The organism is Helicobacter sp. 23-1044 (assembly GCF_053654695.1).
The window spans coordinates 37,250-50,049 of record NZ_JBSIUQ010000004.1; the positions used below are offsets into that span (position 1 = coordinate 37,250).

15 protein-coding genes are annotated in these 12,800 nt (G+C 41.3%); 2 read left to right on the forward strand and 13 right to left on the reverse strand.

What is annotated here, in order from left to right:
• Positions 1 to 43 precede the first annotated feature (43 nt).
• From ACWIUD_RS04870 to ACWIUD_RS04895, 6 genes are all read right to left on the reverse strand, one after another.
• A complete protein-coding gene (locus tag ACWIUD_RS04870; RefSeq protein WP_454147250.1) occupies positions 44 to 340 on the reverse strand; it encodes a hypothetical protein in 297 nt (98 codons plus the stop codon).
• Positions 341 to 363: 23 nt separating this feature from the next.
• Positions 364 to 2,427 (reverse strand): proline--tRNA ligase, encoded by a 2,064-nt coding sequence (gene proS, locus ACWIUD_RS04875; protein ID WP_454147252.1) that lies wholly within the window; start codon positions 2,425 to 2,427, stop codon positions 364 to 366.
• 14 nt (positions 2,428 to 2,441) lie between these two features.
• The gene (gene hemA / locus ACWIUD_RS04880; RefSeq protein WP_454147254.1) at positions 2,442 to 3,743 is read right to left on the reverse strand and encodes a glutamyl-tRNA reductase; all 1,302 of its coding nucleotides are present in this window, start codon (positions 3,741 to 3,743) and stop codon (positions 2,442 to 2,444) included.
• Positions 3,743 to 5,221 (reverse strand): polyprenyl synthetase family protein, encoded by a 1,479-nt coding sequence (locus ACWIUD_RS04885; RefSeq protein ID WP_454147256.1) that lies wholly within the window; start codon positions 5,219 to 5,221, stop codon positions 3,743 to 3,745. The genes hemA and ACWIUD_RS04885 overlap by 1 nt, the downstream gene beginning before the upstream one ends.
• An 8-nt stretch (positions 5,222 to 5,229) precedes the next feature.
• Entirely contained in the window at positions 5,230 to 5,631 is a 402-nt protein-coding gene (locus tag ACWIUD_RS04890; protein ID WP_454147258.1) for a hypothetical protein, read from the reverse strand.
• Positions 5,632 to 5,746: 115 nt separating this feature from the next.
• A complete protein-coding gene (locus tag ACWIUD_RS04895) occupies positions 5,747 to 6,052 on the reverse strand; it encodes a c-type cytochrome (protein WP_454147260.1) in 306 nt (101 codons plus the stop codon).
• Positions 6,053 to 6,075: 23 nt separating this feature from the next.
• Between ACWIUD_RS04895 and ACWIUD_RS04900 the strand changes: the two genes are divergently transcribed.
• On the forward strand, positions 6,076 to 6,243 hold the full coding sequence (locus ACWIUD_RS04900; RefSeq protein WP_454147262.1) for a hypothetical protein: 168 nt from the start codon (positions 6,076 to 6,078) through the stop codon (positions 6,241 to 6,243).
• Position 6,244: 1 nt separating this feature from the next.
• Positions 6,245 to 6,373: a DUF321 domain-containing protein gene (locus tag ACWIUD_RS04905; protein WP_454147264.1), complete on the forward strand. Its 129-nt coding sequence runs from the start codon at positions 6,245 to 6,247 to the stop codon at positions 6,371 to 6,373.
• A gap of 73 nt (positions 6,374 to 6,446) precedes the next feature.
• Here ACWIUD_RS04905 and ispG read toward each other — a convergent pair whose 3' ends face one another.
• The 7 genes from ispG to ACWIUD_RS04940 form a co-directional block, all read right to left on the reverse strand.
• A complete protein-coding gene (gene ispG, locus ACWIUD_RS04910; protein ID WP_454147266.1) occupies positions 6,447 to 7,499 on the reverse strand; it encodes a flavodoxin-dependent (E)-4-hydroxy-3-methylbut-2-enyl-diphosphate synthase in 1,053 nt (350 codons plus the stop codon).
• Positions 7,500 to 7,578: 79 nt separating this feature from the next.
• Positions 7,579 to 8,208, reverse strand: coding sequence for a hypothetical protein (locus tag ACWIUD_RS04915; RefSeq protein WP_454147268.1), 630 nt, complete (start codon positions 8,206 to 8,208; stop codon positions 7,579 to 7,581).
• 15 nt (positions 8,209 to 8,223) lie between these two features.
• Positions 8,224 to 10,023: a conjugal transfer protein TraF gene (gene traF / locus ACWIUD_RS04920; RefSeq protein ID WP_454147270.1), complete on the reverse strand. Its 1,800-nt coding sequence runs from the start codon at positions 10,021 to 10,023 to the stop codon at positions 8,224 to 8,226.
• A 417-nt stretch (positions 10,024 to 10,440) separates the two neighbouring features.
• Positions 10,441 to 10,665, reverse strand: a complete 225-nt coding sequence (locus ACWIUD_RS04925) for a hypothetical protein (protein ID WP_454147272.1) — start codon at positions 10,663 to 10,665, stop codon at positions 10,441 to 10,443.
• 29 nt (positions 10,666 to 10,694) lie between these two features.
• Positions 10,695 to 11,918, reverse strand: coding sequence for a conjugal transfer protein TraF (gene traF, locus ACWIUD_RS04930; protein ID WP_454147274.1), 1,224 nt, complete (start codon positions 11,916 to 11,918; stop codon positions 10,695 to 10,697).
• A 24-nt stretch (positions 11,919 to 11,942) separates the two neighbouring features.
• Entirely contained in the window at positions 11,943 to 12,359 is a 417-nt protein-coding gene (locus ACWIUD_RS04935) for a universal stress protein (protein ID WP_454147276.1), read from the reverse strand.
• A gap of 152 nt (positions 12,360 to 12,511) precedes the next feature.
• Entirely contained in the window at positions 12,512 to 12,742 is a 231-nt protein-coding gene (locus ACWIUD_RS04940) for a hypothetical protein (protein ID WP_454147278.1), read from the reverse strand.
• Positions 12,743 to 12,800 lie beyond the last annotated feature (58 nt).

Below are 12,800 nucleotides of genomic sequence, written 5' to 3' on the forward strand. Positions count from 1 at the left end.
TTCACGCCCTAAAGATTCGCAAGATTCACATTTGAATCCGCGCTTAAATCCGCCTTGCGATGAAATATAAAATATTTGCGATGATTACCCCAACCCACGAGATTATCGGCATAGCTATTAAACTAAAAATTAGTCCAAAAGAAGCGACATTGCCATCGCCTGAACTAGAAATAATCACCCACACGATGGGCAATGCAATAGCAATACCCACAAATACGATGATTGTCCAGCCTTTTAGGCGTTGAGCTGAATTGCCTTTTAGTAATTTGTCGCTAAAGACGAACAACAAAGGCAAGATAGTGGCAAAAATCGCACCTAAAATAAATCCCCAAAAATCCATTTGCTATCCTTTTTAAATTGCATTTAATCTGCACTTAAAGCCGCGTTGATTTGCTCCACAAGTGCGCTAAAATCGCGTGAATCTAACGCTTTGCGCGATAAATCCGCGCGATTTACTAGCTCAACCTTGCCATTTTGCAACTCTTTGCCGACAATTAGCGCAAATCGCACACCAAGTAGCTCAAAATCCGCCATTTTCACGCCAAATCGCTCATCTCTATCATCAAGCAAAATCTCCGCAGTGCCAAATCTATCGCAAAGCGCGTCATAGATTTTTGTCGCAAAATCCACTTCGCCAGCGTTTTTGGTGTTTGAAATGATGATAGTAAGGCTAAATGGCGCAAGCGCACCCCAAATCGCGCCCTTGCTATCGGCTTTTTGCTCCAAAATCGCAGGGAGGATTCGCGACACACCAATGCCATAACAGCCCATAACAAAGGGCTTTGCGCGTCCATTGCTATCCAAAAATGTCGCATCCATTGGTTCGCTATACCGCGTCCCAAGCTTAAAAATATGCCCTAACTCAATGCCCTTTGTAATATCTAGCGTTGAATCAATGCCTTTTGCGCCACATTTAGGGCAAAAATCGCCCTTTTTTACCTCCACCAAATCCGCGTATTGCAAATCGCTAAATGTCGCCAAATCCACGCCCACGAAGTGATAGTCCGCCTCATTCGCGCCACAGATGAGATTCGCGCCGTCCGTCAACTCATTGTCAAAATAAATGTAGGGCGATTTTGTGATATGTTGCAAGCCGTAAGCCCCGATAAATCCGCTTTTTAGCCCAAGTGATTCTAACTCATCTTTGGGTAAATCCACCAAATCAATGGCGTTTGGGATAGCGTTTAGGGCTTTTGTGAGATTTAGCTCATCGCAACCGCGAATAAAAAAGAAACAAGGGGCTTCTTGCGCGTTTATCTCTTTGGCATAATCGCTAGATTCTGCGCACTCAACTGCTCGATGAACCTCTAGTTCTATCTCGCAGTTTCGTGCTTGAAAACCCACGAAATTATCCAAAGATACTTCCGCGCGAACGCTATTTTGTGTGCTAGATTCTGCGTTTTTGGATTCATTTGCAGAATCTACAATCGAAGTATTTGCGGTGTGGCTTTTGTATTTGTGAAAATTTTGGGGATTGAGACTAGACTTTGTGTCTGCGAAATCCCCAAAATTTTCACAAGTGCGAAATCGCATACCCAAAGACAAATTGTCCGAATTGCGCCCAAATACCGCCTTTTTCGCTACACATTTCATCGTCCAATACTCATCAATCTTAAAAAACTCACTCAATGCCTTTATAGTCGTTACATTTGGCGTGTGAAACTTCGCAAAGTCCGCTTGTGGCGCACTAGATTTAGGTGCAGGGCGCGGTTTTCGCGTGGCTGCTTCGATATTACTCGCATAGTCGCATTTTTTGCATATCACAATGTCATCTTCACCCGAATCTGCCAAAAGCATAAATTCCTTGCTTCCACTCCCGCCAATCGCCCCGCTATCCGCCTCTACCACGCGATATTTTACGCCAAGTCTATCAAAGATTCGCCGATAGGTTTGCTCCATTAGCGCAAATTCCCTATCCAAATCCGCGCTATCCGCGTGAAAACTATACCCATCTTTCATCACAAATTCACGCGCCCGCATTAGCCCAAAGCGCGGACGAATCTCATCGCGAAATTTTGTGTGAATCTGATAGAGATTTAGCGGTAATTGCTTGTAACTTTTTACCAAACCTTTGGCGCAATCCACCACAGCTTCCTCGTGCGTGGGACCTAGCACGAATCTATTGTCCTTTCTATCCCTAAACACAAGCAATTCCTTGCCGTATTTGTCAAATCGCTTTGATTTTTCCCACAGCTCCGCAGGGGTTACAAATCCCAAGCGCACTTCATTTGCACCCGCTTTGTCCATCTCATCTTTTACAATTTTTTGCACTTTGTCAAGCACGATTTTGCCAAGTGGCAAAAAGCTATAAATCCCGCTGCCGATTTGCTTTATAAAGCCTCCGCGAATCAAAATGCTATGACTTTTTAAAACGCAATCCTTTGGCTCTTCTTTTGTGGTGGGGGCAAAAAGTGTAGAAAATTTCATTGCATTGTCCTTTTTTAAAATTTTTGTGGTTTGGTTTCAAGCCCTTTGTCGTGGGCGATTTGCGCTTCTGCTAAATTCTCATCATCTAATTCAAAAAGTATTTTTAAACTTCGCTTTATTTCCTTTAACTGCGCACTAGAAGCGACATTTTTAAGGTTTTTTGTGGGCGTATGCAAAAAGATATTGAAAACATTATGAATTGTCTTTTGCAGATTCGCCCTATGAGATTGTGGCAAAAATCCCTTTGCAATCGCCTTGTCAATCTCTTGCATTGACGCGCTTTTGGCTAGATTTCGCAGGTGCTTTATGATAGGCTCAACGCCCAAAATATTTAGATATTTGAAAAATTCATTGACTTGTTCGCCTACGATTTGATAGGCGATATTTATGCTATCCTTGCGCTTTTCTTTGTTTGCCTCTGCGACTTTTTGAAGCGAATCAATGCTAAAAATCTCCACATTTTCGCCCAAATCCTCTTCAATATCACGCGGAATCGCCAAATCATAAAAATACCGCTTGTGTGGCGTTTGCTTAATCATCGCCTTTGTGATTATGGGATTTTGCGCGCTTGATGCAGAGAAAAGCAACTCGCAGTCATTTATAACGCGATTTAGCTCGCTAAACTCCGCGATTTGCAGGTTTTCATCATTTAGCTCGTTTTTAAAATCCACTGCCTTTTGGTAGCTACGATTCAAAAGCAACACGCGATATTTTGCGCCTAGCAGGTGCTTTATGGCAATTTTCCCCATTGTCCCTGCGCTCACTACAACGGCGCGTTTTTGATTTAGTGGCAAATCATTCGCACTCAAAACCGCGATAGAAGCGACAGAGACGGGATTTTTAGAAATACCCGTTTCGTTTCTCACGCTCCCTGCGCATTTAAAGGCAAAGTCAATCACAAGCCCAAGCCCTTTTGTCGTGCAGTAGCCATTTTTAAGCGCGTAGCGATATGCCTTTTTTAGCTGTCCGCTAATCTGCGTCTCCCCCACCACAAGGCTATCCAAGCTACTTGCCACCAAAAAGATATGATGAATCGCGCTGTATCCCTCATAAGAACTTGCGCAACCCTTTAAAACTTCGATATTTACGCTAGACATCGCTGATAATTTCTTAAAACACTCTTGCAGTGCGCAATAATTATCACTGCATAGCATAAAAATCTCCGTGCGATTGCAAGTAGATAGCGCAATGCTCTCTTTTATGCACTCGCAACTATGCAAATAATCAAGCAAAGGCGTGGCATCTTCAAATGACACCTTCTCGCGAATCTCAATGGGCGCGTTTTTGTGCGAAAAGCTAATCACCAAATACTTCATCAAAACTCCCTATCAATCATATCGTTTATGATTTTTTGCAAACTTTTATCGCTTGAATCTAGCACAGATAGTGCCTTTGCGCCGTAATCTTTTGCGATTTGCTGAATGGTTGCGATAATGTTATGCTCCGCCATTTTGGTGTGAATCCAGCCTTTTTGCGCCGAATCTAGGGGCTTTTTGAAGTAGGATTTTAAAATCGCTTTGTCAGATTCGCCCAAAGCATTGTAAAGATAGATATAAGGTAGCGTGGTTTTGCCCTCTTTGAAGTCGCTAAATGCCTCTTTGCCAAGCGTAGAATTGTCCTGCGTAATGTCTAGCAAGTCATCGATGATTTGAAAGGCGATGCCGAGATTTTGCCCGTAAGTGCGATATTTTTCAATATTTGCGTCATTTTGTGGGCAATTTGTTCTGGGGTATTCATTTGCGTTGTTTTGATACGAAACTTCGCGCGAATGGTCGATTTGTCCTATTTTCGCTCGTTCCGCATCAAAACAACGCAAAGCAACACCGCCATTACTTCGATTGTTTGCTTGTGAATCGTGCGCTGTGTGAGATTCTGTAATGTGTTCCCCCTCCCTTGCGGAGGGGGCTAGGGGGTGGGTATTTTGTAAATTAGATTCTGCGATTTTTGTTTGATTTGCAGAATCTGTATTATTCTCCGTCATTGCGAGATTCTGCGTAGCAGAATCGTGGCAATCTATTATTTTGTCATTCTGAGCGGAGTGCGAAGCACAAAGCGAAGAATCTTTTTTGTTTTTTTGAGATTTTTCGCTTCGCTCAAAATGACAATTTAAAACAGATTCTGCGTTTTTTGCATTTAAATCAATTCTAGTATTTGCGGTAGTGCTTGTGGAGTTTTTGCAAAATTTTGGGGCTGAGACTAGACTAGCGGTCTGCGAAGCCCCAAAATTTTGCAAATCTACGCAATGATTACCCAAAGACGAATTGCCACAAGACAAATTGCTTTTTAAAATCCCGCCACACACCGCACTTGCTTCAATCAACGCTCCCGTTTTTCGCCCAACCATTGCAATATATTTGCGCGAATCCAAATTCATCGATTCACTCAAACTTACATCGTCCAACTCGCCCAAACTTAACTCATACACGGCATTTGAGATGACTTGCGCCAAATTTGCGCCCATAGTCGCCACTTCATAAAACGCCTTTGAATACAAAATATCGCCAAGCATTATGGCATTTTTATCGCCGTATTTGGCGTTTATGCTTTGTTTGCCACGCCGTAAAGACGCCGAATCTATCACATCATCGTGGAGCAAAGACGCAAAATGTATTAGCTCAATAATCGCGCACATTTGCACGCCACAAGGCGAATCGGGCGCGATTGTTAGCAAAAGTTTGGAGCGAAGCATTTTCCCAAAGCTAAAATCCCCACGAAATCGCGCAAACGCCTCACTATCTATGCTTTCAAAATGTCGCTCTATTAGATTCCGCACCTGCGCTAATTTTTCTTGCATAAAAACCCCTACATTATTTCAATTTGCGCGTTATATCGATTCAAATAATAGCGAAATTTTGCTTCTTTTTTGTCATCGTCAAAATCCACAAAATAAATGATAATGTGCGGATTTTGCGCCCGTGTGGAGTTTGTGTGATTTAGCACAATCTTAAATGAATTTAGCGCAAGGCTCTCTTTGTAGAGCTGAAATTGATGCGGGTTTCTATCGTAGTTTAGGTGCATCACAAGCCCTCTGTCCTTATAAAGCGTCCAGCGAAATGTTAGCGTTTTGTGCGTGTTTTCTACAAAAAGATTTATGATTTTGCTTTCATCTTTTTTTAGGATAAATTCCTCGATTAGCTCGGCATTTAGGGCATTTATCAAAGCCGAAAAACACAAAAGAAAGCATAAAATTATGATTTTTTTCAAAATATTTTATCCTTAAAAATGCTATTTTATGAAAATAATATTTTTAAAAATAAAAATCGCAGATTCCGCGCACTCAAAGCCTTTTTAAAGCCAAAAAAGCGCAGAATCTAACGGCTTATTTTTTAAGCGTAGTGATATAAGTCGCCAAAGCGTCAATATCAGCGTCTGTCAATTTCGCCATAAAAGGCTTCATTTGCGCACCAAGTCCGTATTGATTCAGCGTCCCAGCTTTGTAGCCTTTGATGTCCTCGACAAGTTTGTTTTTTGCCAAAGAATTGATTGTAAAAGTCGCCTTTGAACCCGGTGGCACTTTGTCCCCACCTGCTCCGTGGCAAGCGATACAAGTTTTATACAATGTCGCTCCGTCCGCCGCAAACAAACCAACTGCGCTAAAAAGCGCGATAAAAAGAAGCTTTTTCATTACACTCTCCCGTTTTTGATTTTTTGAAACTTTCGCTTCAAAGTGTGGATTTTAACGCTTTTAAACTTAAAATTATCTTTAATCAAAGCAGATTCTGCGATTTTGACGCAATTTCGCAGAATCTCCCCATAAATCCGTCATTGCGAGTGAGCGAAGCGAACGCGGCAATCTATAAATCTAAACTAAATTAGATTGCTACTATTTGCGCGAATCGCAGAATCTTGCAACGACAAAATGGTGGCAGATTCTGCGTTTTTCCCTAATTTTCGCCAGATTCTGCGATTTTGGCGTGAAATTTGTAGATTCTGCGTTTTTGCTTAATTTTCGCTAGATTCTGCGTTTTTGGCACAATTTCGCAGAATCTACACCCAAAATCGCCCCTAGATTCTGCGTTTCACGCTTCATCTGCCATTTTTTCTACTTCTTTGATAAATTCTGCGACTATTTCATTTTCGCCTACTTTGCGCAAAATCTCGCCTTTTTTGATGATTAGTCCGCTTTTGTTGCCAAAGGCGATTGCAATATCAGCGTGTTTTGCTTCGCCTAGTGCATTTACCGCGCAACCCATTACGGAGACTTGTAGGGGCTTTTTAATATGCTTTAATTTGTCCTCTATGACTTTGATTGCGCGGACTAAATCCACTTCGATTCGCCCACAAGTAGGGCAGGATATAAGCGTAATGCCCTCTTTTTGTCGCCCAGAATATTTCAAAATCGACTTTGCCACTTCGATTTCTCTCTCTAATTCGCCCGTGATTGAGACACGCATCGTATCGCCTATGCCATCCATTAGTAGGTTGCCAAGTGCCATAGAGCTTTTGATGATAGAATGATAAAGCGTCCCAGCCTCCGTTACGCCGATATGAAATGGATATGGGACTTTTGGGCGAAGCAATCTATAAGCCGCAATCGTGCGCTCTACATCGCTTGCTTTGAGTGAGATTTTGATATTTGTAAATCCGCAGTCTTCTAGCAATTTGATATTATACAGCGCGGATTCAACCATACCTTGCGGAGTTGCGCCGTATTTTTGCTCAAACTGCTTCTCCAAACTCCCCGCATTTACGCCGATTCGTATAGGGATTTCGCGCTCATTGCAACCATTTGCTATCATTTTCACGCGCTCTTTGTCGCCTATGTTGCCCGGATTTATGCGGATGCAATCAACAGATTCAAGCGCAATCAGCGCAAGTTTGTAGCGGAAATGTATGTCAGCCACAAGCGGGAGGCTAATTTGGCTTTTTAGCGTTTTTAGCGCGTTTGCGTCCTCTTCATCGCTCACAGCCACGCGCACAATGTCGCACCCAGCGAGTTGTAGTCTATCAATCTGCGCCTTTGTCGCCTTAATGTCCTTTGTTTTGCTAAATGCCATACTTTGGACGCTGATAGGCGAATCCCCGCCGATAGCGACATTGCCTACAAAAATTTTTTTGGTTTTGAATCTCATTTTGCTTGCCTTAATTTTTATTTAAGTTTTATGCGATATAATTCGCCCGTTTTCAAGGCGGCTTCTTTGTCCGCCACCTTTATTTTTCCGCATAGTAAATCAAATCCTTATCAAAACTCGCGATTAAATCATTAAGAAAATCCATAATCTTATTTGGTTGAATGGATACTATTAACGATTCATTATATTTATTGTAAATCTTAACGCTTAATCTAGGACCTTTTTTATTCATCTTATAAAGATTTTCAAAGTGAAATGCCCTATTGCGAATAAGACGAAAGAGTTGCAGAATCGCACTTACTTTATGATACTTTTTTAAGCATACATTGGGTTTAAAGCGATTTTTGTTTTTTATATAGTATTTTTTAAAATTCAAATTATCTAAAAATAAAGCATCAAACACTCGATTGTGAATCTTATAATGCTCCACCACACGCACCCAAAAGCCCAAACTTTGCGATGATACAACCTTATCACGCGCAGAATCTAGCTCTTTTGGATTTTTTAACTCCAAATCATTTGGCAGCGATTCAAGCCACTGCGGATTTTGTGAGCGCATAATATTATCAATTTTATTTCGCAAAATTATTTCTAAAATGCCTATTTTATGCGAGATTCTGCCAATAAGGGCTAGATTTGCTTCGTGCTGCGCCAAATTGGCATAGTCATCTAGTCGCGCTTGCGAAAATAATTTGACAAAATTTTGCACGACTTATTTTTGCCCCTACCACTGAAATCTGCCGCCGAAATTGACTTTGAAATAATTTGGCATTTTTAATCCATTTGTATATTCGCCTAAATCTACGAGTTTTGCGCTAGATTGAATGCTAAAATCCAAAAAATGCACGATATTCATACCCGCCGTAAATATCGGTCCATAGGGATTTTTGTGCATATCGCCCATCATACCGAAGCGAAAATCCACCCATTTCAAATCCAAAATCACGCCACCGCCCACCATTTGATTGAGTTTGTTTGGTTCAAGTGTCTTATTTGGCGTCAAATCCATATCTAGCAAAAATGTCAGTTTCCACGCCTCCGCGCTAAATCCCGCGCGCACCTGCGGGAGAATGCGATATTTGCCATTTGCGGTATTTATCGTAGGGGCGTTTAGATTTTTCACCACAAGCCCCGCGCCAAGCCACTTCATCGTGTAAAGTGCGCCTAAATCTACGCCGAAGTTGTGCGTATAGCGGAGATTTTTACTGATATTTGTATCAAAGCTCATCTTTTCAAAATTAAATTTTTGCGTATTATCAGAGCTAATCGCAAAGATATATTTTAGCGTTGCCCCCAAGTGTAAATCGCCCACAGGGAGCGAGATTGTATGCCCGTAGGCTATGGGGATTTCAGTGATTACAATGCCGTTTGCGTGGAGTTTGTGATTGGCATTTGGGGACATTATCGAGCTACTTGTATAAGAATCTGAACTAGAAGTTTTTAGCGTGATTTTATCCCCGCTAATGCCAACTTCAAAGTAATCGCTATTTGCTTTGACAATAATTTTCTTTCGCGCAGAATCCATCTCTACCCCAGCGAAAGCATACACATTTGCCAAAAGTCCCATACCAATCGCCCCGCGACTTTTACCCCCGCGAATATGCCACACAAATCCATTATTTGAGGTGAAATAAAGCGAGTTTTTATCTATCACATTAGAAATCGTAAAGAGACTATCTAGCGCAGGACTTGCGCCCCTTGCGATACTCACACCGCCTACTTTTGTCAAAATATCTTTTAGCTCGACTTTGCCACCTTTCACGCTATCAACCAACTCAGGGATTTTGCTAGGGTCTAAATTCGTTACGATACTTTCCAAAACGGCAAGGGGCATTTCGTTATCGGGATTAGATTCTGCGGTCTTTTTAATCGCCTCGCCAAGTTCTTTTTTAATCGCCTCTGTGGCGGATTGATTGCCACTTAACTTATCCTTGACATTTTCTAAACTGCAATCATTTGTCCCATTTTGAGCTGCTCTGCCTTGTGTGGTCGTGCCTACTTTGCCACAAAGATAGTCTTTTAATTTATCGCTGGTTGTTTCTGTGTTTCCATTGCCTCCGCCTCCGCCTGTTGTGCCGTTGCTTGTTAAGTTTTTCAGCACATCGCCTAAAAGTCCTAATTGCGAAAAATTCCAAGTGCTTGTTGTGGTGGTCGTTGTGGTATCTGCTTGTTGTGTATTGCGAGATTCTGCGCTTCGCTTCGCGCGTTTGCCTTGCGTTTGTGTTTGTTGTGTTTTGGTATTTTTGGTTAGTTTCTCAATTTCATCTGGGAGTTTCATAAGCGAATTTACATCAATGGAGGCGAGTTCTAGCACATTGCTATCGGCATAGCCCACGCCAAAGCTATATGCGATATTTGCATTGCGATTCGCGCCTAAAATCGCGGGATTGTAATAAACCGCCCACGCATTTTTCTTATACGCGACACCTGCACCGCCCACAGAAGCGGGAGTATTGCCAAGCTGCCCAAACTCTAATGCGAAAATATTGCTAACTATTAGCGCGATAAATACTAGTTTTTTCATAGTTTCCCCCTTTTTTATGATTCACTCGCTTATAATCCTAGCGATATATAGCAAAGAGCCAAAAAGTCCAATTATTGCAAATAATGCCACGCAAATTCCAATCATTTTCTTTTCTCTAATCGCTAATCGTGCGTAGTCAAAACCTTACTCATAAAAAATATACAAAACGCAACGCCACACATTCCAAATATCACAACAAACAATCCCATCATTTTCTTTTCTCCAATCGCTAATCGTGCGTAGTCAAAACCTTACCCATAAAAAACACACAAAAAACAAGACTTAAAAATGCAAATATCAAAACAAATAATCCAATCATTTCATTTTCTCCAAATCATATTGAACTCAATGTTTTGAGAGCAAAAAATATGCAAAATATAAAACACAGCATTCCAAAAATTACAAGAGACAAACCCATCATTTTCTTTTCTCCAATCGTTTAATATCTTTTTTAAGCAATATCATACACACATAAAATGCCGTTGCTAGTGCAAGCATAGTTATAAATATAATGCACCAATCAGTAAAGTCGATTACTTTGCGTTTATCAAATGTATATCCAATCACAGCAAATAATGCCGTGAGAAATACCACCATTAGGGCTGTTAGCATATTTATGTTTGCTTTTACTGCGTCTTTCATAATATGAATCTTACCATAAAATCTACACCCTAAAAGCTAAAACTTCCGCCAAGTTTGAATCCAAACTCTGTGGGGAGATTTTTGACAACTTTTGACATTTTTGTGCTACTAAAAAACGAAAAGTCAAAGTAGCCAAAGCCGATTCCTGCGCTAACTAGCCACCCGTCCTTTGCGTTTTTCTCTTTTATGTCCTTTGCTGCGCCAAGTCGCAAGTCCAAAAGCCCTGCATTTAGCATTGTGCCAAAGCTGATATACTGCACCTCTTTGCGAATCACACCGATAGAATTTGCCGTGCTATCGACTTTTGTGTTAAATCCGCTAAATTCATAATTTGGCTTCAAATCAAAATCCACCGCCAAAGTCGTCATAGGAATCGCCCTTGTAGAAATGCCTAGTCGATATTGTGCGTCCATTTTTAGTTTGTCATTATTCGCGGGTGTGCCGTTTGTATCCACCAATCGTTGCGCTTTCAAAACGGGCGAATTGATATTTTTTGCCACAACGCCGATGACCATCCATTCATTTGGCGCAGCGTAGGCGAATCCTATGTCAATCCCCGCTGTGTGCGTCCGCGCACCTGATGGCGATTTGAAAATCTCATTAGTCGCATTTGTGATATTTATATCATTTGTAAGTTTGCTTTTACTTGCGCTATGCCCTGCGTAGATATATTTTAGCGCGATTCCAGCGTGAAATGTGCCAAATCCGCCCGTATAAACTTGTATCGTATAGCTCACAGGCACTTCGAGTGTATCTAGCGTGTTTGTAACCATAAAGGCGTTATTTGCCTTATCTAGGCTAGTTGTGTTATTGCCGTTCAAATATCCCGTGAAATTTATCGCGCCCCTTTTTGTGTAGAAAAATCCAGCACCGATACTTTGGCTAATTCTCGCGCTTAAATGCAGCGGGATTTGCACAACTACGCCATTTTCGCTAGTGATTGCCACTTCGTTATCTTTTAAAATGGAGTTTATTTGCGCCGTAGAGCCGTTTTGAATATTAGATAGATTGAAATCTTTTAGTTTTGATAATCCGTGCTCTTTGATTCGCGCACCTAGCGAGTAGCCGATTTTATATTTGTTATCCACGCCCTGCAATGCGGGATTGTAATATAATCCCCACGCAGAATTTGCTATGCCTACACCAGCTCCGCCCATTCCAAAGCTACGATTGCCCATATAGCCAAACTCAAAGGCATTCGCACTAATCGCAAACGCCCCAACGCTTACTAAAATCGTTGTTATTTTTTTCATATTGTCCCCCTTTCTAAATCTCATCTATTTCGCTATCAGCACAGGGATAGGCGATGCGGAGATAAACAAATCTTGATGCGAATTAAAAATGCGGTGCAAAATCGAGCTTTCACTCTCACCGATGACTAGCAAATCGTGCGTTTCGGCTAGTTCTAGCAAAATATCCGCCGCATTTCCGCGCTTTACAATCCTATGAGTGCGAATCTTGTGCTCTAAAAATTTCGCTTCAAATTCGCTCAAAAGTTCGCAAGAATCGACATTTTGCGCTGCTTGGATATTGTCATAATCATAAACGCCAGATTCGGCATAAACCAACACTTCGCTAACCACGCGAAGCAAAGAAATCTCAAACTCTGCCACGCCACTAAATAGCTTCACAAGGCAACCCACTGCCTTTCTGCATTCCTCCGTGTCGCTCACGCCAAACAAAATCTTTTTCATTTTTGCACCTCTTTTTTTATCTCGCCTCGCATTAACCTAAAAATATCGGCGTTTTGCAAAAATACACTAATCATCCAAAACCAAAACTTTACCCGCAAAAACCGCACAAAAAATAAGACAGCAAAGCCCAAAAATTACAACAAAAATCCCAGTCATTTCATTTTCTCCAATCGCTTTAAGTCCTTTTTTATAGAAAACACGCACAAGCAAAACAAAATCGTCAATATAATCAAAGCAACAACAACACAGCAACCTTTGAAAAAGCCAAGCGTTTCATAATTAACAAAAGCATAGCCAATCACAGCTAATAACGCCGTGAGAAACACCACCATCGCAGATATTAGTGCGTTGATTTTAGACTTTGTCGAATCTTTTTTACTCATAGTGCAAATTATAGCATAAATTTTGCGCTAGTTTCTGCGCTTTATCAAAAAAGCACGA

Bases quoted from the DNA above. Each gene is read 5' to 3' on its own strand.
- ACWIUD_RS04870 (WP_454147250.1), bottom strand. From the start codon at position 340: ATGGATTTTTGGGGATTTATTTTAGGTGCGATTTTTGCCACTATCTTG.
- proS (WP_454147252.1), bottom strand. From the start codon at position 2,427: ATGAAATTTTCTACACTTTTTGCCCCCACCACAAAAGAAGAGCCAAAG.
- hemA (WP_454147254.1), bottom strand. From the start codon at position 3,743: ATGAAGTATTTGGTGATTAGCTTTTCGCACAAAAACGCGCCCATTGAG.
- ACWIUD_RS04885 (WP_454147256.1), bottom strand. From the start codon at position 5,221: ATGCAAGAAAAATTAGCGCAGGTGCGGAATCTAATAGAGCGACATTTT.
- ACWIUD_RS04895 (WP_454147260.1), bottom strand. From the start codon at position 6,052: ATGAAAAAGCTTCTTTTTATCGCGCTTTTTAGCGCAGTTGGTTTGTTT.
- ispG (WP_454147266.1), bottom strand. From the start codon at position 7,499: ATGAGATTCAAAACCAAAAAAATTTTTGTAGGCAATGTCGCTATCGGC.
- traF (WP_454147270.1), bottom strand. From the start codon at position 10,023: ATGAAAAAACTAGTATTTATCGCGCTAATAGTTAGCAATATTTTCGCA.
- ACWIUD_RS04925 (WP_454147272.1), bottom strand. From the start codon at position 10,665: ATGAAAGACGCAGTAAAAGCAAACATAAATATGCTAACAGCCCTAATG.
- traF (WP_454147274.1), bottom strand. From the start codon at position 11,918: ATGAAAAAAATAACAACGATTTTAGTAAGCGTTGGGGCGTTTGCGATT.
- ACWIUD_RS04935 (WP_454147276.1), bottom strand. From the start codon at position 12,359: ATGAAAAAGATTTTGTTTGGCGTGAGCGACACGGAGGAATGCAGAAAG.
- ACWIUD_RS04940 (WP_454147278.1), bottom strand. From the start codon at position 12,742: ATGAGTAAAAAAGATTCGACAAAGTCTAAAATCAACGCACTAATATCT.